Annotated in this window: 11 protein-coding genes, 2 tRNA genes and 1 rRNA gene; 2 read left to right on the top strand and 12 right to left on the bottom strand. The window is 53.7% G+C overall.

What is annotated here, in order from left to right; all coding sequences use genetic code 11:
• Positions 1-113: 113 nt before the first annotated feature.
• The 12 genes from B9K09_RS00830 to B9K09_RS00770 all read right to left on the bottom strand — a co-directional run bounded on the left by B9K09_RS00830 (position 114) and on the right by B9K09_RS00770 (position 17,442).
• Positions 114-189 (bottom strand) — tRNA-Ala (locus B9K09_RS00830).
• Between the two features lie 31 nt (positions 190-220).
• Positions 221-297 (bottom strand) — tRNA-Ile (locus B9K09_RS00825).
• A 65-nt stretch (positions 298-362) separates the two neighbouring features.
• Positions 363-1,905: ribosomal RNA gene (locus tag B9K09_RS00820) — 16S ribosomal RNA — on the bottom strand.
• A 612-nt stretch (positions 1,906-2,517) separates the two neighbouring features.
• Positions 2,518-3,888, bottom strand: a complete 1,371-nt coding sequence (gene pelG, locus B9K09_RS00810; protein WP_087515038.1) for an exopolysaccharide Pel transporter PelG — start codon at positions 3,886-3,888, stop codon at positions 2,518-2,520.
• A gap of 1 nt (position 3,889) precedes the next feature.
• Positions 3,890-5,419: a GT4 family glycosyltransferase PelF gene (gene pelF / locus B9K09_RS00805; protein WP_087515035.1), complete on the bottom strand. Its 1,530-nt coding sequence runs from the start codon at positions 5,417-5,419 to the stop codon at positions 3,890-3,892.
• Positions 5,416-6,405, bottom strand: a complete 990-nt coding sequence (locus B9K09_RS00800) for a transporter (protein ID WP_087518921.1) — start codon at positions 6,403-6,405, stop codon at positions 5,416-5,418. Before B9K09_RS00800 ends, pelF begins: the two co-directional genes overlap by 4 nt.
• Positions 6,383-7,762, bottom strand: a complete 1,380-nt coding sequence (locus B9K09_RS00795; RefSeq protein ID WP_177408619.1) for a PelD GGDEF domain-containing protein — start codon at positions 7,760-7,762, stop codon at positions 6,383-6,385. The genes B9K09_RS00800 and B9K09_RS00795 overlap by 23 nt, the downstream gene beginning before the upstream one ends.
• Positions 7,762-8,280: a penicillin-binding protein activator LpoB gene (locus B9K09_RS00790; protein ID WP_087515031.1), complete on the bottom strand. Its 519-nt coding sequence runs from the start codon at positions 8,278-8,280 to the stop codon at positions 7,762-7,764. The genes B9K09_RS00795 and B9K09_RS00790 overlap by 1 nt, the downstream gene beginning before the upstream one ends.
• A 27-nt stretch (positions 8,281-8,307) precedes the next feature.
• The gene (locus B9K09_RS00785) at positions 8,308-11,922 is read right to left on the bottom strand and encodes a tetratricopeptide repeat protein (protein ID WP_087515028.1); all 3,615 of its coding nucleotides are present in this window, start codon (positions 11,920-11,922) and stop codon (positions 8,308-8,310) included.
• On the bottom strand, positions 11,897-14,752 hold the full coding sequence (locus B9K09_RS00780; RefSeq protein WP_371917425.1) for an endo alpha-1,4 polygalactosaminidase: 2,856 nt from the start codon (positions 14,750-14,752) through the stop codon (positions 11,897-11,899). Before B9K09_RS00780 ends, B9K09_RS00785 begins: the two co-directional genes overlap by 26 nt.
• A gap of 201 nt (positions 14,753-14,953) precedes the next feature.
• Positions 14,954-16,177, bottom strand: coding sequence for a CaiB/BaiF CoA-transferase family protein (locus B9K09_RS00775; RefSeq protein WP_087515024.1), 1,224 nt, complete (start codon positions 16,175-16,177; stop codon positions 14,954-14,956).
• Positions 16,178-16,263: 86 nt separating this feature from the next.
• Complete coding sequence (locus B9K09_RS00770) at positions 16,264-17,442, bottom strand: acyl-CoA dehydrogenase (protein WP_087515023.1); 1,179 nt, start codon at positions 17,440-17,442, stop codon at positions 16,264-16,266.
• Positions 17,443-17,738: 296 nt separating this feature from the next.
• Here B9K09_RS00770 and B9K09_RS00765 point away from each other — a divergent pair, with 296 nt between their 5' ends.
• Entirely contained in the window at positions 17,739-18,647 is a 909-nt protein-coding gene (locus B9K09_RS00765; RefSeq protein WP_087515022.1) for a LysR family transcriptional regulator, read from the top strand.
• 536 nt (positions 18,648-19,183) lie between these two features.
• Positions 19,184-20,305, top strand: coding sequence for a Re/Si-specific NAD(P)(+) transhydrogenase subunit alpha (locus B9K09_RS00760; protein ID WP_087515021.1), 1,122 nt, complete (start codon positions 19,184-19,186; stop codon positions 20,303-20,305).
• Positions 20,306-20,312: the final 7 nt, after the last annotated feature.

The following is a 20,312-nucleotide window of genomic DNA, read 5'->3' as shown; positions in this document are numbered from 1 at the left end:
TTTAAAGAACGATTTTCTTTCTAGTCAAAGACCAGAAATCAACATTCAACTACCCTTCAGTAGGAATGCTCATTTCTGAACACTAACAAAAACGAATCAAGCAATCTGTAAAGTGGTGGAGCCAAGCGGGATCGAACCGCTGACCTCCTGCGTGCAAGGCAGGCGCTCTCCCAGCTGAGCTATGGCCCCATTTACATCCAAGGCCTAACCCCTCAACAATTGGTGGGTCTGGGCAGATTCGAACTGCCGACCTCACCCTTATCAGGGGTGCGCTCTAACCAACTGAGCTACAGACCCAATCGTCTTTCGCAATGAATCAAGCAATTCGTGTGGGAGCTTATAAGGAAGCTGATGTCGTCGATTAAGGAGGTGATCCAGCCGCAGGTTCCCCTACGGCTACCTTGTTACGACTTCACCCCAGTCATGAATCACACCGTGGTAACCGTCCCCCCGAAGGTTAGACTAGCTACTTCTGGTGCAACCCACTCCCATGGTGTGACGGGCGGTGTGTACAAGGCCCGGGAACGTATTCACCGTGACATTCTGATTCACGATTACTAGCGATTCCGACTTCACGCAGTCGAGTTGCAGACTGCGATCCGGACTACGATCGGTTTTATGGGATTAGCTCCACCTCGCGGCTTGGCAACCCTTTGTACCGACCATTGTAGCACGTGTGTAGCCCTGGCCGTAAGGGCCATGATGACTTGACGTCATCCCCACCTTCCTCCGGTTTGTCACCGGCAGTCTCCTTAGAGTTCCCACCATTACGTGCTGGTAACTAAGGACAAGGGTTGCGCTCGTTACGGGACTTAACCCAACATCTCACGACACGAGCTGACGACAGCCATGCAGCACCTGTGTCTGAGTTCCCGAAGGCACCAATCTATCTCTAGAAAGTTCTCAGCATGTCAAGGCCAGGTAAGGTTCTTCGCGTTGCTTCGAATTAAACCACATGCTCCACCGCTTGTGCGGGCCCCCGTCAATTCATTTGAGTTTTAACCTTGCGGCCGTACTCCCCAGGCGGTCAACTTAATGCGTTAGCTGCGCCACTAAATTCTCAAGGAATCCAACGGCTAGTTGACATCGTTTACGGCGTGGACTACCAGGGTATCTAATCCTGTTTGCTCCCCACGCTTTCGCACCTCAGCGTCAGTATCAGTCCAGGTGGTCGCCTTCGCCACTGGTGTTCCTTCCTATATCTACGCATTTCACCGCTACACAGGAAATTCCACCACCCTCTACTGTACTCTAGCTTGCCAGTTTTGGATGCAGTTCCCAGGTTGAGCCCGGGGCTTTCACATTCAACTTAACAAACCGCCTACGCGCGCTTTACGCCCAGTAATTCCGATTAACGCTTGCACCCTCTGTATTACCGCGGCTGCTGGCACAGAGTTAGCCGGTGCTTATTCTGTCGGTAACGTCAAAACAGCAAAGTATTAATTTACTGCCCTTCCTCCCAACTTAAAGTGCTTTACAATCCGAAGACCTTCTTCACACACGCGGCATGGCTGGATCAGGCTTTCGCCCATTGTCCAATATTCCCCACTGCTGCCTCCCGTAGGAGTCTGGACCGTGTCTCAGTTCCAGTGTGACTGATCATCCTCTCAGACCAGTTACGGATCGTCGCCTTGGTGAGCCATTACCTCACCAACTAGCTAATCCGACCTAGGCTCATCTAATAGCGTGAGGTCCGAAGATCCCCCACTTTCTCCCGTAGGACGTATGCGGTATTAGCGTCCGTTTCCGAACGTTATCCCCCACTACTAGGCAGATTCCTAGGCATTACTCACCCGTCCGCCGCTCGTCAGCAAAGTAGCAAGCTACCTCCTGTTACCGCTCGACTTGCATGTGTTAGGCCTGCCGCCAGCGTTCAATCTGAGCCATGATCAAACTCTTCAGTTTAATACTGCAATTAGGTTTTGAGAAAACCTTATAAACTTGGCTCAGCAATCGCAAAACTTACAAATTAATGTAAGGTAACTCTCGAATTAACGAGTGTTGCTTTGTGATGCTGATAATCTGTTGACTATCAGTCTTACCTCACAAGCACCCACACGAATTGCTTGATTCAGTTGTTAAAGAGCGGTTGGTTAAGTCTTTCGTCTCAACCGAGGCGCGCATTCTACAGCAGCCTCATTTACTGTCAAGCTGTTTTTCGAAGTTCTTTTCCGCAGAAAACCGCTTCTACTCAACCACTTGCGCTTCCGATCAAACCAGCTTCTCGTCAGCGGGAGGCGCATTCTACAGCGTTCAAAACCGCTGTCAACACCTCTTTTTCTACCGCTTTCGATCACCGTGGCGATCACTCTAAAGGCCATCTAAAACACCCTTCAGAGCCCGGCGCATTCTACACAACTTTCGTTGCTTTGCAACCCCTCTTTTTAAGCTAACTTCTTGTTTTACAAGAGGTTTTCCGATAGGTCTACGCCGGAAGAGGTGCGCATTATAGGCACCTCAGATTTGCCGTCAAGGGTTTATTGCGGATCTAATCCAAAAAACCTTCAAACCCGCGTATTAACGGCTAAGCATGAAGGTTTCATACTCCAGATCATCCAGCGAGCTTGATAAGCGGCCCAAGGCCAACAGCACACAGACCAGCAAGGATAGGGTGAAGCCATAGCCGAAGAAGCTCGGCCCCATATAGATGCTTAATATAGTCAGCGCGGCGTTGAGCACGACAAACAAGATGCACAACTCAAGCACGATGGCGCGCTTGTCTAAATAGAAGAACACGTTCAGCAGGGCCATGAACACCACTTGGATACTCACCCCTATCAAGTCTATATAGAAGAGGGGCAAGTAATGGCTGGAGATGCCTAGCCATTCGAGCAGTTGCGGCGCCAGCAGGAACAGCAACGTCACGGTGACACCCTGAACCTTACAAATCTCCAGCAAGCCTTGGCGAATAGACAAAATCATCTGTTCTTTTAACTGGCCAATATGCTGCAGGGTTTCCCCGCCTCGAATAGCGACATACAGCCGCTCGTTCCACTCGGCGAAGTCAGTTTCGATTCGCACCAAGAACACCGCCATACCTGGAATAATCGCCAAATACGCAAGGAAGATGGGCAGGTCATACAAAATAGAGGCGCGTAACGGCCCAATAACTTGGCTTGAGGTGGCCGGCGTATACCAAAAGATGAATTTGTCGATCCACACGCCAAGGTTGTAGCAAAGCCCCGTGACCAACAGGCTATAAAACACTTGCTGACGCTTAAAGAAGTCGAACGCCACCAACTGTTTAGCCGGGTACTCACGCAAGATATCGAACAAGTACATAAATAGCAGGCTGGCGTGACCAATGAGGAAAGCGAGCAGCAAGCCTTCCATCTTCAGAAAACGTAGTAACAGGGCGCACAGCACCATCAACGTGTAACCCGTAAGCATCACCAGCAATATCCGGTTGTACGCCTTCATCCCGGATAGGAAGGTGATCACCAGCCACAGGTTGCACAACACTACAAAGTTCGACACCACCAGCAGGCGGTAGATGAAGGGGGTGTCGAAGAGTGTCGCCAGCAACACAAACCCAAGCACCCCCGCGCCGATGGTGACCAGCAATAACATACCCACCAGATTAGGCAGGATCTTGTCATTGGCCTTTTCAAATAGACGGTCTGAGATGAAGCGGGTGAACATCAGCTGGACGCCACCCGTGATGATCAACGAAGTTGCCATCAAGTAGGTGACCGTAATCAGAAACTGCCTGATAAGCAGCTCGGGAACCACGATACCGAGACTGAGCACACCGATCATCATCACGCTCAGAATTGACAGTACCCATGGGCCTGATCCAATCAAGCCCGCATAGACGTAGGCTCGCAATGTCGAAGTGTAGGAGTCTCGTGAAAGAATCTTACGCAGCTCAAAACCAATGCCAGCCATTTTATTGACCCTCCATGGCAATCGCATCGCGATAAAGTGTGCGGTAGCGCTGCAGCATCAGAGTCTCTGTGTAGTAGGTATTGACCCGCTTCAAGCCAACAGCCTGAGCGGCATGCCAGCGTTGCGCATCATTGAGCAAGCTGACGATAGCCCGCGAAGTTGCCTGAGGGTCAGCAATAGCGACCACCTCTCCGGCACGGCCTAATGCCCGGTCGTCCCCCTCAACCCCCTCAATCATTTCTCGGCAAGAGCCCACATCACTGCTAACAACAGGAGTTCCGGCAGCCCAGGCCTCAAGAATAACCAACGGCTGGGCTTCACTGATTGACGTCAGGACCATCATGCCGAGCTCGGGCAACAACTCGCGAATGTTGCGATAGCCCAGAAACTTCACTTTGTCTTGCAGGCCTAGACTGACCACCAAACTATGGCACTCGCTGGCGTAATCTGGATCCTCTTCCTCGGGCCCAACAATCCAACCTTCAGCTTCGGGGATCGCACTGACTACTCCACGCATCGCCCGGATGAAGGTTTTTACGTCCTTGATCGGTACAACTCGACCGATCAAACCAACAATCGGTGGAATTCCCGCTGGACGCTGCTCAACAGCATTGCTCCAGACATCCATCGCTATGCCGTTGGGGATGACCCGCGCGCGTTGAGGGTCGGCACCGTCGGCAAGTTGGCGCTGACGATTGCCTTCATATAAAGCCGTGATTGGATTGGCCGAGCGGTAAGCCAGCAAGCCAATGCGCTCGAAGAAGCGGATCCACAAGCGTCGAACGTAATTGACCTCAGAGTCGATGCCTGTTTTCAACGCTTCGTCCGGGCTGTCGGAGATCCAACTGGCCTGCGCCAGGTCGATCTTGCGCTCCTTGGTATAAATACCGTGCTCGCTCAATACATAGGCGCAATTCCAGCGTGACTGCAAAATACTGCCCAGCAGCCCGGCATACCCGGTGGAGATCGAGTGCAATGCACGAGCTCGTGGCATGCGCATGGCGGCGTCACACAACATCATCAGTGGCGCTTGCATAGTGCGCAGCGTCCAGAAGTAATTGACGAAGGAAGGGTCGCTGCAATGTTTGGTATAGCCTTCCGTCACCGCATCCCAACTGGCGCGACTGTGCAACACATCATCCAGCGTCACATCGCCCGCGGCGAGAATCTCAAGCACTCGCTCGCCCTGCTCAGGAAGAGGTTCGTCCGGGTGATGGAAGAACTCATGCAGAATATTGACTTCGGCTCTTGGCCCTTCACGCTTGGCCGACTTTACTGCGCGGCCCGCGGTCCATGAGCTTTCAAGGAAATGCTCTTCAATATGGACTACGTTTGGCGGAATGGCATATTGGCGCTTACTGTATGCACTTTGTTGCCCGCCAATAAAAAACACCGAGAAAGTCAGCTCAGGCAAACCGAGAATCAGTTGATTAACCCAACTGGAAACGCCTCCGCGTACATACGGCCAGGTGCCCTCCAGCAACAAGCAGATATCAGCAACAGGCGCTGTATTTTGCGCTTTGGATTTCATAACCAATATCTCGCCAGCGCGCCAAAGGGTGGACGCTTCAGGGCTTCGCTAGAAAGCTGGGACAAGTGAACAGGGACGTCGGCATAGCGTCCTTGTATAAATGCAATCTCCGCTTCGAATGGAGCAATTTTTTCCTGCGCTAGACCAGCAGCCTTGGCCGCCAGTAAATGACTCCGCGCCTCGACTAACAAACCCTGCTCCATGGCAATACGTGCCGCCAACAAGTGCATGTCATCCCCAGCACCTAAGCTCAGCGCACGCTCAACATGCTCACGCGCCTGGTTGAGCACGTGCTCAAGTACGCTGCCTTGCGCCAACCCCATATAGGCCAGCTCCCAATACCAACGCGCTAAGGTTGAATGCAACGCAGCGTGTTGTGTTTCCGAAGCGTTTTGCAGTTGGTTGAGGGTCTTTTCGATTCGCTGGTTGATCTGACTTTCTTGCTGATCAAGCATCGAATACGCCAGCAAGCGCACATCATCCGCCGGGTCGCGCAACGCCAACTTGAGAATCGGGATAGAGTCTTTGCCATTCATCCGGCGCGTGGCCATCAAAGCCATGGTGCGGCGTTCGGGACTTGGCGCGTGACGCAATACATCCTGCAAACCACCATCACTGAACATTAGGTCACGGCCAAGCTCTTGGGCGCGAAATGGCAGCTCGGGCACGCCCATTGAATGCCAGACCTGCGGCTTCTGCTTGCGAGGCAGATAAAGCGCCGGGAATACCGACAAAATCACACCCAGGGTTCCAAGTATGGGAATGAAGAAAGCCAGGCTAAAGAGCAGCATCGGACTCCACGGTAGCGGGAGTTTGTAGCGACGAGGCAACAGTACCCACACACCCGCGCTGAGCATTAAGCTCGCTAAGCCGTGCGCCGTGACATAAAGCAGCGTGGCCTCAACTGTGGATAGATTTTCGAGAAAAGCAGCAAAACTGCTCAGCTCGAAAACAACCGCCCCGCTAAATAGCCACTTGCTGATGATCATTGATCCCACACTCATTGAACAGAAAACGCCGCAAGCTTTCGCCCCCACCCTGGCCGTCGATATCGAACTCGCGAATCACAATACCCAACGACTCGAAGCTCTGATCAAGACCAAAGTGCTCGTGAATAATGTTATTGAGCCGCGTCAGGTAGCCTTGACCGCCATCTGCCGAAGTCAGTGGCAACAGCACCAGAATACATTCATGGCCACGCTCATTGGTGGTGCGCAATTGCACATCCAGACCGCGACGGCTGTCTTGAATCAGGCGTAGCAGCGCTGCTTGATGCTCACTTGGATTGGCCTCAATCACAAACATGTGCGCTTCAAGATCATGCTCGACAGCATCATTGATCGAACGTTTGATCTGCTTGCTGAAATCCTGTGCATCCGAGTCAGCAAGCTGCAGGGTTTTCGCATCGGTTTGCAGCAAGTCGGCAATGTGTCCGCAAAGAATCATCAACAGGCTAAGTACCCGCTGCGTGAAGGAGAAGAATGGCATTTGCTCAACTGCCAACAAGGCCAAAATTCGGTCTTCGGTATCCATCAGCGGAATACAGACCTGATATTGCGAATGCCGACGATGCTCACCGCGCTCCATCAACTCTTCACGCACACTGACCAACTGACCTTGCGCGAGGCACTGCCTGACCAGCAGATCATCCGCCAGCATAGGACGAACTTCGCCCATGCTGCTTAGTGGTTCGAGCACCACTGTTTTACTGTCATTGACCAAATGCAGGCTGGCCACCCGAAATGAGCCATATTGCGCGAGCAGCGTTAGGATCGATTCGGCCAAAACCGAGATAGCCAAACCTTCGCGCGGTAGTTCACGCATTTTTGCGCGAAGCCCCAGCAGTGAACTGCGCAAACTTTGATCATTGCCAGCAACCCGTTTCTCCAGACGATCATGGGAAATGCGCAGGATGTAATGCGCCCGGGTAAACTCATCAAGACGCAACTGGCGATACTCGTTGGCCATGTTGAGACGTTCCAGGCGTCGCTCCCAGATATCGCGAAACTCACCAATAAGCATCGCGCTAATCAATACACCCACGACAAATGATGCTGGCAGGTCCTGATAAAGCTCCCAACCATAGGCCCGGTAGACAAAGAGCGCAGCGACAATAATCAACGCACTGATCAAGCCACGCATAAAGCCGTAACGGACGGCCATCAACAATGGCACCAGAATCAGCCATGGAAACGAGCCATGCACCAGCAATGGATCAGCGGGCGACAGCCAATAACCAAGCGCAACGACAACCACGCTGATTAACAGGGTTTCGATCCAGGAGACATGGCCACTGGCGCGAGGCGCCAAGGCAAAGTCCTTGTGAGCAGACTCAGTTGCCATTATTCAACCTGTAATTCGCCGACCAGCTCACGCAGAACTTTTTGGGTGGTGCCAGCCAAGCTCTCGCGTGACCAACCTGCACGAGCACCGCTGTTGCTCCAGAGTACCCGCCCTGTGGCAGGCTCAAGAACTTGCAAGCTCAGGCCTACAGCCGGCTCACCATCCAAACCGCTTTTGTACTGCCACTCTTCAACGCTACCGCTAATAACGTAATCCAGACCTTCTTTGCGCGCCCAGTTCAGCGCCTCATCAAGACGTGCGCGATCATCAATTAACGGCAATTCACTTTGCGTACTCGCCGGATACAAACGAGGGTGCAGCCCTTCTTCATTCAACACACTGAGCAAAATCTGCTCACTGCGTTGTCCTGCTTGAGGTACCTGCGAATAGTTGACCAAAGGCAGAACGCCCCACTGCGCTTCACGCGGGAACACCTGACCATCTGGCGTGGTGAAGCTTGAACAGCCCGAAATCGCAACAACAACCGCCAACAAGGCCAGCTTACGGATACTCAACATTCTCAGTTCCTCCATTTAAATCAATGTTCAACGCCCAAAGCGGGTGCTGTAAGTAATTGCAGCGGTACCACCCGGTTCGCCATCGCCGTTTTGTGGTGCCGATTGATAACCCATGGAAAATGCCAGCTCATCATCGCCAAGCACCTCCACTCCCACGCCCGTGCTGATGGCGTAGTTAATTTCATGTTCAACCCACTGCCAGCCTGCCTGCATATCTACAAACCAGGTGTACTGCGGATGACTGCGATTCAATGAGCCGGGCAAGCCGCGCTGCCAGCTGGTTCCCAAGTACAACTGTCCGTAGCGCTCTTCGAGGAGGGCTTCTGGTGTCGCGCCGTCCTCCGCTAATGCCCCACCAAGTGGCACAAAAAAGTCATCGCCATCATCATTGACCACTTCTCTGCGTGTCAGCAGATCTTCAGGCAAGGTGTCTTCCAGGCTATTGCGCTGATAATCCACGCCTGTGCGTAGCACCCAAGCGGGTCCCGCAAAAAATAGCGTGTGGTTGTATTCCAAGCTGTACTTCTGACCAGAGCCAAGGTCATCACCTTGACGGGTTTGGAAGCGTTGCTGGCCAATCGACCATGCTATCTGGTCGCGCGCGGTGAGGTTATGTTGGCCGCCGACAGTCAAACCATCACGCATGCCCAACGCGCGCATCAAACCACTGTCATCGGCTTCGCGATGGACATCGAGATCAACTCGCAGTAAGTCACGTGAAGTCAGCTGCAGCGTGCGGAAAAGACCAAACCCCAAGCGGTCTTCATCATCACGCCAGCTACCATCAAAGAGAATGCCGAACACGCCGTTGCCCATTTTGTGCTGCAGTAGCAGCTCGGCATTACGCTCAGTGCCAATCACGCTTTCATCAAGGCTCTGCGAGTCATAACGGCCGTCGAATAAATCGAGCCGCGCATACCAGTCATCGGTGACATTGCGTGCAATTGCGGTGCGAGTACCTTGCAGCTTGAGTCCCCCAAAGTCTTGACTTTGCCAGCCTAACTGAGCGCCTTGTGGTGTAGTTTCTATGACACCGGCGAGCCTGTCGCGAAGCTGGTTGCTCACGGCATTTGGATATTGATTGGAAAGATGGCTCAGCGCATAAGCGTGTGCCGGACCGTCTTTACTCAGCGCAGCAAGCACTTCAGTTTCTTGCAAAGGATCCAAGCCACCTTGATCCAGCTCAACTTGCAGGCGTGATCTGTTCATGGTGCGCAGCGCCTCGCTCAACTGTTCGTATCGCTCGACCTTTAAACCCTGGCCACTCGCCCACGCCAGCCATTGGCCCGTTATATCAGTCTGACCGTTAGCGCTGAGCTGAGTCGTGAACTGCTCGAACCATACTTGCAGCATCGCTTTGGAGCCACTCGCCAGCTTGACCACTTGCGCGGTCGCTGCATTCTGCGATTGAGTGCTGCCGAGCAGGCGCAAATATGTGCGTAATGTATCCGGGTCTGCTGGTAAGATTTGCGCCTGCATTTGCTTGAGTAGCTTGCTGCGTGAGCGCAATGCAGCTTCCTGATAACCCGAGTTCTCTAGCGCGTCGGCGTAGGCTGCGTTGACCAACAGGTTATCCGGATTGGCCTGCAGATAAAGCTTGAACCAAGCCAGCGCACGCTCAGTCCGATTGAGCATCAAATTGGCACTGGCAAACGGCAACCACATAATGCCGTCAGCACGGGCGATTGATTGCCACTTATTCAGCGCCCGATCGACATCTTCATGTCGCCCCTGCGCGATGTATAACCACAATAACTGCTCGCGATAGATATTCTGCGTAGGGAAACGCCTCAGCGCCTGCTCATAAATGCGCTCAGCCTTGGCGTTGTCGCCTGCGCGAAGAGCCAATTGCGCACGGGCATTCCACAATGCTGGATATTTCTCCATACCAGGTAGTTTGTTGGCGCTCTCAACCAAGGCGGCGTACTGCTCCCAGTCGCCCAACTGCTGAGCTAAATCCAAAGCGTTGGCGAGCCGCTCAGGCTGGTGGCGTGCGTGCCAGAAAGACACCAACAAAGCCAAAGCCCTGGGCGGGTCTACCTTTTGGTAAATGCTCAATAATTGTTCGCGATCGGCGCTGTAGAGTGGTTCGTTGAGCGCCAGCAGTCGCTCAAACGAATCTTGCGTATCCTGGTCATTCTCTGTCACCCAGGCGAGTTCAGCCCTTAAGCGCCAATATTCGGGATCAGTGATCTTCTCGGCATGGGCATTTTTAGCGACCAAGACCTGCCAAGCAGCTTCCTCATCGAAGAGTTGCCAGTGAGCTTGCGCCCAATAGATACGACCGCTGGTGGACACACCAAAGCGCTTATCCAGCTGCGCCCAGACTTGTATTTCGGCCTCAAATTGCTGAGTCCGCTCAAGCAGTTGTTGCAATCGCACCCACGCAAGCTCGTGCCCAGGCTGCGCTTTGATATAGTTGCGCAACCATTGTTCTTCCTCCTCAGGCTCGCCCAAAGACTCATAGCTGTACACCAGCGAGTCGAGCTCTACGTTACTGAGCTGGCGCATCTCACTCAGTTCAGTTAGCAAAGGAATGGCTCGGTCAAATTCGAACAACTGAGCAGCCAAGCGCCACGTATGCTCACGAATTGCTGGGTCTTCACTCAGTGCGAGCAAGCGCTCCCAGTAGTCCAATGCATCTATAGGCTGCTCAATCCACTCGCCCAGTTTGCCCATGGTTGTGAGAAGCTCTGGATTATCCAGATCATGATCGACCAGCATTTGGCCCAGAGGCCATGCAGCCTCGATATCACCCGACGCCATACATAAATCAAACTCAGCCTGGATCGCTCGCATGTCGTTCGGCTGCTGATCACGCCACGCACGGACAAACTGCACTGCCAGATCATAACGATTGCTACCCAAAGCCGCCTGAAGCCCCTCATGCAGCAGCTCGGCGTCCTGGCCACTTAATGCCGCCATGTGCTCACTAAGAAAGATGGCTGCGGCGCTTTCTTGGCCGCCGCCGCGCAGGGCACGCACCGTCTGATAGATCAGGTCGAGGTGCTTTTCAGGGTTTTTTTCATCCGCAAGCAGCTGCTTATAAACATCCGCCGCGCGCGCAGGCTCGGAGCCCGCCATGAACCACTTAGCCGCTTGCCCTAACCATTCGGCTTTTTGTTCAGGGTCACGCACAGCCAACGTTTCATAGATTGGCGCAGCCACGGCCGGAGCCCCTAGCGCCAAGGCATAACGCGCTTGGCGCTTAAGTTGCTCAACGGTAAGGTCAGCGCGCGGCAAAGCCTGAATTCGCGCCACCAGTGCAGCATTGGTGGCAGCGTCAATGCCATCAACCTTGGCCAGCGCCTCTAAGGTATCCAGTTCCAGCTCGAAAAAACCAGCCAGATTAGAAGCGGTAACCGGGAGCTCACTGATATGACGGCGCGCAGCGTCGTAGCTGCCCAACTCAATCAGTTGCCCGATCAGTTGCTCACGCAACTCCTGGTTATCTGGATCGGCCTTGAGCAATAGCTCTGCGTAGTTGACCGAAACGGCATCCGGCTTGTTATCGTCCGGAAAGAGCGCGTCCTTGCCCGAGAAACTGACAACCAATAACACCCCGACCAAAATGGCTATTAGCAGTAGAGTCCAGGGGCTAAGTAAGCGGGTTTTCTTAACGACAGGTGAGCTGCACATCATTCACCTGTGCTTTATCAATCTTAAATTGCCATAGACCCTTTACAGCCTTGGCTACATAACGCTTACCCGCGACTTCAAGTGTGCAAGCCGAATTAGCACGGACACTGAACTGCAAAGGAAATTGCCCGGAAAATGACACCCGCACCGTCTTATCATCTTGATACTCCCAACCGGTCAGCGGGATATTGGCCTCTTCAAGCGCCGGACGCGGGTCACGCGTCTTACGCAGCGCCAAAACCGGGAACTCCGTGCTGAAATGCACATAGCGGCCTTGCGGCAAATCCCTCACACCGGCAACACCTTTGGAACGACTTAAGTCAGGCCACCCCATTGCAGGTTCAATACGCACGGTGCGTAACTTGTCCAACCCGCGAAATTGCCAGCTGCCATCACTGAGCTGAGCCATGCTGGTTTGATACAGGCCATGCATACGCGGAATGTAATCACTCATCCACAAGGACATTGGATGCTCCGCATGCATCGAGCGATATATCTCGCCCATGACCTTGATCGAGGCCTGCTTGGTTCCGGAGTAGAAATGGTAATACAGGTGCAACCCGCGCAAGCGCCTTGGCTTGTCGGTTAAGGCAAACGTCTGCATCACATCACGGAACCCGTAGTACGGGCCATGCCAGAGATTGGTGTATACGTTTTCGTTGATCACTGGCGCGTAATACTGAATGCCCCCGGCGCTGGGTTTAATCAACGGGTAAAGGTTGGTCAGTGAAGGAAAGGCATTGGTCAGTGCAGTGTTACCGCCATTAACGTTGGTCAAGCCTTTGTCGTAAGCCAGCTTGATGGTGGCTGCATCCGGGATCGCATCACCAGACCAAAAAACCATTTTTACTGGCTTTTGCGGTGTAGTCAGGCGCTGGTTGATGTAATCCGTGGAGCCGTTAATTTCTCGTTTGAAGTCAATTTCCTTGTACCCCGGGATCTTCATCATCAGACCGTACTCGGGGTCAAATCCCTCACCCTTAAGTGCATCATCCGGGCGCCAGAAAAATGGATGACTGAACGTGTGGGTGGCCACTTCAACTTTGTCTTCAGCAAAAATCTTGCGCGCAATCGGCTCAAGTTCGGCCGAGAGATGCGGGTACATGCCCTTGGGCCCAACCTCACCTTCAATGACGGAAACTGAAGTCAGGAAATCATGCGGTTTGATAAAGCTTTGGAGAACTTCTTCACCGGCATAAGGACTGCCCGGCACTTCGGCACGCGAAACAAAACCATCGCCATCGATATGTACAGTCGCTACACGTCGACCATTCTCAGTGGTTACATCCGGGCGCGGCATGGGTTCTAGCTTCAATGTGCGCTGCAGAAAGACAAAAGGATCCACAATCCAGCGCTTTTGATCGGGAGTGGCCTCAAGCACGAACGGGCTGAGCGCTACGCCCCCCCAATCGCCCAACGCGACAGGCGTGTACAACTCGCCGTTATCACTGACGGTCAGCGCAGGCGTGGGGCCATTCGCCAACGCAGTCACAGCCGTGAATTCACGCGTACGCATTTTGACAGGCCCTTCAAAGCTGCCCAACAAGGTTTTGTCATAACTGACCAACTCGGCGTTTTTACTGAGATCGACAGTGCTTGATTGCAAGCCAAGACGTTGCAAAAGCTGTGGATCTGAAATTGGCAGTCCCTGGAAAAGCGCCAGCGGCACCTGCTCATCAAGGCGCTGAGCGATCCACTTGTTGAATACGCTGGCCTGCACCGGCGACCCAGTGTTCATCCATGTAATAACCCCAGCATAGAGACCCGCTGCGGGGATATCCGGCAGTTCATCAGCGGCGAAATAGTCGACTCGATACCCCAGGTATTCAAGCAAGCCACCGAGCACATTGAAGCCAGTTGACTGATACAACGCACCTTCACGCAGGTCATATATCAGCGCGATTCTGCGTGGCTTTACTTCAATGGAGCTGATGCCCAAATAGTTTAGATCGGGCATGGTTACAAAAGGGATAAAGCCTTCGCGTTGCAATTGCTTAGCTAGTTCGCGCGCCTCAACACGGCGTTCGGCAGGTAGATAATCAATGGCAACTAATGGAATACCCTGTTCGCGTAACGGCTTTAGATGGTCTTCAAGCCACTCACGGTCACTGGCGGGCACTTCACGATAGCTGCGCCTGGATGGATTCCAACCCGCATGGATTGACTCAACAGCCACGGCAGCCGCGACACCTGGCAACTCGGGAAGGACTTCAAAGCCACGGTTAAAGAACAGTTTGAGATCAGGCTCTTGCTTTGCCAGTTGTTTGAGGAAGTCGCGCAGGGCAACACGTTCAGCCTCTTGCTGGTCTTTAGGTAGCAACTGAAAACTGTCTAGCGTGTCGAGAAACAGCCCGCTGTAGCCTTGGGCCTTGAGCGCTTTGGCTCGTTGCAATAAATGATTACGCCAAACGTCTGAGCTGAGTCGCATAACCTGACTCTGCCATGCGTCGTTGCGCGTTGGGCTGGCCCCGGCTTGCAAACTTTGATTTTGCAGCTGCTTAAGATCGCCATCGAATTCGCCCACGGATAGATAGGCAAAAGGTTGGGAGCCTTGGGCACGCAGATAGTTAACATCGTCGTGGGACAGATGAACAGGCTCGACCACACTCCAGTCGAACTGAGCAAGCTCGGCCAATGGTGGTGAAGCTGCATACCAGAAAGCCACACTCTTAGGCGCTGGCTGCTGAGCCGATGTGACACCTGAAAGTAGCAAGCAAAAACACATCAACAGATGGCGAAGCTGACTAATCAGAGTAAGTGTCGAGCGAAGCAGTGATGAAAAGAATGAGACGGTCAAGATTACAGCAGATCGAATACAACAAAATCTAATCATCTACAGCCCTGTAGGAATTGTCCGTCAACCAAAAAGGGGTAAGGTTAGGCGTTATATCAGAAGGCGTGAAATTAAATTATAAATTCGTTGTCCAAGGATTCTCGCAAAAAAACGGCGCCATTATCTTGGCATCACTTTTCAGCTAGGACGGAGTTTAGCTGAATGATGGCCTGTTGCCCCTCCGCGCTTCATCAATCTTGCTTAAAGCACTCCATCATCACGTAGGCCGGCCAGATCTGCAGCACTCAGGCCCAACCAGCTTTGCAACACCTGCTCAGTATGCTCGCCCAACAGAGGCGGGGCATTACGATACTGCACGGGGGTCTCGGACAACCTTATCGGGCTGGCGACCTGCGGCACAGAGCCCGCAAGCACGTGCGGCATCTCAATTTGCAATCCTCGCGCAACAACCTGAGGATCAGCAAACACCTGCTGAACATCGTTGATCGGGCCACATGGCACACCAACGCCCTCTAAATCCGTCACCCACTGCTTAGTTGTTTTAAACACTGTGACCTGACGTATTAATGGGATCAATTCAGCTCGGTGCGCGACTCTGGACTGATTGGTTGCGAAGCGCGGATCATCCGCCCATTCAGCCTTCCCGGCGACCTGACAGAACTTCCTGAACTGTCCATCGTTGCCCACCGTCAGAATAAAGTCGCCATCGGCCGTAGGGAAATCCTGGTACGGCACAATATTAGGATGAGCATTGCCCAAGCGCTTCGGCGACGTTCCGGTAGCAAGGTAGTTCATCGCTTGATTGGCGAGGCATGCCACCTGCACATCCAACAGCGCCATGTCGATGTGTTGGCCTTTGCCGGTCTCACCACGACTGGCTAGCGCGGCTAAAATTGCTGAGGTGGAATACAGCCCGGTAAGAATATCCGTCAGCGCCACCCCAACCTTTACTGGCCCAGCACCAGCCTGACCCTCTGGGCGCCCGGTCAGGCTCATCAGCCCGCCCAACCCCTGAATCATAAAATCATAGCCCGCACGCTTGGCATAAGGCCCCGTCTGGCCAAAGCCGGTGATAGAGCAATAAATCAATCGCGGATTAAGCGCTTTCAGGCTCGCATAATCGAGACCGTAAGCCGCCAAACCACCGACCTTGAAGTTCTCAATCAGAATATCCGACTCGGCTACCAATTCGCGGATCAATTGCTGGCCGCGCGGCTGGGTAAAGTCGATGGTGACTGATTGCTTGTTGCGATTAGCACTGAGGTAGTAAGCCGCCTCAGAGGTGTTTTGCCCGGCGCTATCCTGCAAGAACGGCGGCCCCCAATGACGCGTATCGTCCCCCACGCCAGGGCGCTCGATCTTAATCACCTCGGCACCGAGATCAGCGAGAATTTGCCCCGCCCAAGGCCCCGCCAATACACGAGATAGGTCGAGAACACGTAAATGCGACAGAGCACCGGACATTTCAGACTCCGTAATTGAGACGAGGCATAACAGAAGTAAGGATTAAATAGAGGGCGAAGCCTTGGCAGCCGCCCTCCTGTCACCAATCAGAAGAACGCCTGAATACCGGTTTGCGCTCGCCCAAGAATCAGCGCATGCACATCGTGCGTCCCTTCGTAGGTGTTGACCACTTCCAGATTGACCAGATGACGAGCCACGCCAAATTCATCACTGATGCCGTTGCCACCAAGCATGTCACGCGCCATGCGTGCGATCTCCAGCGATTTACCGCAGCTATTGCGTTTCATGATCGAGGTAATCTCGACAGCGGCAGTGCCTTCATCCTTCATGCGTCCCAGCCGCAGGCAACCTTGCAGCGCCAGGGTGATTTCAGTCTGCATATCGGCGAGCTTCTTCTGCACCAACTGCGTTGCAGCCAGCGGGCGGCCGAATTGATGGCGGTCCAGCGTGTACTGGCGAGCGGTGTGCCAGCAAAACTCAGCCGCACCCAAGGCGCCCCAACTGATGCCATACCGTGCGGAATTAAGGCACGTGAACGGACCTTTAAGGCCGCGCACATCCGGAAAAGCGTTAACTTCAGGCACGAACACATTGTCCATCACGATCTCGCCAGTAATCGAGGCACGCAAGCCGACCTTGCCGTGAATCGCTGGAGTGCTCAGACCTTCCCAACCTTTCTCCAAAACAAAACCGCGAATCTCGCCCGCATCGTCTTTGGCCCACACCACAAAAACATCGGCAATCGGGCTGTTGGTAATCCACATTTTGCTACCCGTCAGACGATAACCACCGTCGACAGCGCGCGCACGACTGATCATAGCGCCTGGGTCAGAGCCATGATTGGGCTCGGTCAGACCAAAGCAACCGATGTATTCGCCACTGGCCAGCTTAGGCAAATATTTTTGCCGGGTTTGCTCATTACCAAACTCGTAAATCGGCACCATTACCAAGGAAGACTGCACACTCATCATTGACCGATAACCTGAGTCAATTCGCTCAACTTCACGTGCTATCAAGCCATAACTCACATAATTCAGGCCACTGCCACCGTAGGCTTCGGGAATAGTGGCACCGAGCAACCCAGTGGCACCCATTTCGCGAAAAATAGCCGGGTCGGTTTGCTCATTACGAAAAGCCTCAAGCACCCGCGGCGCAAGCTTGTCATTGGCAAACTGCTGGGCGCTATCACGCACCATGCGCTCTTCTTCGGTGAGCTGCTGGTCCAGCAGAAGGGGGTCAATCCAATTAAAGCTTGCCTTGGCCATCGGGTAATCCTCTGTTCAGCACGGGAGCCTCAAAGCGCTCCACAAATGATCGTGTGGATTGATCCTAGACGCGCTAAGCACAGGAGACAAACGAGTATTTAGCACTAACCTGTGCATAATACTCACTTCGTAAATCCATCACTCAGCACACTGATGCAGGCTACGAGTAAGCTGAATTAGTAGTAATGCGGCAAAAATCAAACCGGGCCCGCACTGCACAGAATAACTTTCTGGCATATTTCCAAGGCATACGCCCCGATAAATGCCCAGACCTGATCACCACCGGATAGCCGACCATGCGCCGAAAAATCCCCAGCACCGCTGCACTGATCGCCTTTGAATCAGCCGCACGCCATCAGAGCTTTACCAAAGCCGCGCAAGAGCTGGCACTGACACAGAGCGCAATCTGTCGGCAGATTGCTGGGCTTGAGGAATTTCTTAACGTCGAGCTGTTTCGCCGCTCAAGACGCGGGGTTGTACTAACCGAGGCTGGCGCATCCTACTCACGTCGCGTAGCCAGCCAGCTGGATGCTGTCGAGCGCGATACGCTGGCGGTGATTGGCCAGCAAGGCGCGATGACGATTGAGCTGGCCGTTGTGCCAACATTTGGCACTCAGTGGCTATTGCCACGACTCAAAGATTTTCAGCGCCTGCACCCACAAGTGACGGTCAATCTGACAAACCGCACGCGACCATTCTTGTTTGCCGATACCGACTTCGATGCAGCGATCTATTTTGGCGATGGTGATTGGTCCGGCACCGCGTCCTATCGACTGATGCGTGAAAACTCGATGCCCGTCTGCAGCCCGACGCTACTTAACAGCCGCTCAGAGTTGGCTGCCGATGAACTGGCGAACCTGCCACTGCTCCAACAAACCACCCGCCCCTATGGCTGGCGACAATGGTTCAACGCCCAAGGCATAACAGTGGCCCGCGACTTGAGCGGGCCTCGCTACGAGCTTTTTTCGATGCTTGCACAAGCGGCTATCCATGAGATGGGCATCGCGCTCATACCGCCCTTCCTGATTGAGCGCGAGTTGAGCGAAGGTCGCTTGGTCATCGCGTCCCCACACAGCTACCCAAGTGACAAGGCGTATTATCTGATCATCCCCGAGCGCAAGGCCGAATCCGCCGCCCTACAGGCTCTGCGTGACTGGCTGATTGAGCAAACACAAGAGTACGCGCAACGATGTGGACTGGAATAAATGACAGCAACCGAACGATTATCGTCATTCCATCAGCTTCGCTAGCCTACTCACATCAAGCCAAAGCCTTTAAAATCAGCGTGCAGCACTGGCAAGTTGACCCCGTAGTCAACATTAATAATGGCTACAGATCGCATCGAAGCGTAACCCCCAAAGTGTTGCGTTTTTTGCACAGTAGAGGTCGCTAACGCGCTAGTTCAGGGCTGCGGACTGTAATTACACTGATAACCATTGATCTGCTGAATCGCAAATTATTTAGCCGACCTCTGAATCCTGAAAGCTGCCTATAAATTGCCACAAAGCCGCTAAACACAAGGCCTTGACTGCTTGCCATGAACCAATAGTCACTGGATGACCTGTAGTTACTGCAATGTTTTACTTCAGAACGTCTTGAAGGGGCCGCGCTTCACCTGCAAAATGCCGACCCCGCTCAATACTTAGAACCATGCGTAAGCGGGATTGTGCTGATCCTCCCCTCGCCCACATGCCAACGTAGCGTCTGGGTTCACAAAAAAAGATCACGCAGGAGATTTGAAGTGCACATCGGTGTTCCTCTCGAAACCCATGCCGGAGAGACGCGCGTAGCTGCGACTCCCGAGACCATTAAGAAACTGATTGGCCAAGGCCATCAGGTAACAGTGCAAAGTGGCGCGGGCATTAGTGCCAGCGTGACTGATTCAGCTTATGAAGCTGCAGGCGCAACCATTGGCAGCGATAGCGATGCCTTTGGCGCTGAACTTGTACTGAAAGTGGTCGCCCCATCTGAAGCTGAACTTGCGCTAATGAAATCCGGTGCCGTTCTGGTTGGCATGCTCAACCCGTTCAGCAACGAAACCATCGCACTGATCAATGCTCGCGGCATTACCGCCTTTGCCCTCGAAGCGGCGCCGCGCACCTCACGCGCGCAAAGCCTCGATGTGCTTTCATCACAAGCCAACATTGCCGGTTATAAAGCCGTGTTGCTGGCCGCCCATCATTACCCACGCTTTATGCCGATGCTGATGACCGCTGCCGGTACCGTTAAGGCTGCGCGGATTCTCGTTCTCGGCGCAGGTGTTGCGGGCTTGCAGGCCATCGCAACAGCCAAGCGCCTGGGTGCGGTGATTGAAGCATCGGATGTGCGCCCTGCAGTTAAAGAGCAAATCGAGTCGCTGGGCGGCAAGTTCGTGGATGTGCCGTTCGAAACCGATGAAGAGCGCGATGCTGCACAAGGTGTTGGCGGTTACGCCCGACCAATGCCAGCCTCGTGGATGGAGCGTCAGGCAAAAGCGGTACACGAGCGCGCCAAGCAGGCCGACATCGTAATTACCACAGCACTGATTCCAGGCCGCAAGGCACCCACCTTGCTGCATGAAGCGACCGTACAAGAGATGAAACCGGGCTCGGTGATCATCGACCTCGCAGCAGCTCAGGGTGGCAACTGCCCGCTGACCGAAGCTGAGCAAGTGGTGGTCAAGCACGGCGTGACTATCGTCGGCCATAGCAACCTGGCGGCATTGGTACCCGCGGATGCCTCGGCACTGTATGCCCGCAACCTGCTCGACTTCCTCAAACTGGTCCTCGACAAGGACGGCCAGTTCAACGTCAACCTCGAAGACGATATCGTCGCCGCATGCCTGATGTGCCGCGACGGTGAGATCGTACGCAGCAACGGCTAAAGGAGTA

It is taken from the genome of Pseudomonas sp. M30-35, assembly GCF_002163625.1.
In the GTDB taxonomy this organism is placed as follows: Bacteria; Pseudomonadota; Gammaproteobacteria; order Pseudomonadales; family Pseudomonadaceae; genus Aquipseudomonas.
Note: the sequence above shows the minus strand (reverse complement) of the source record. Positions and strands in the feature narration are given on the sequence as shown.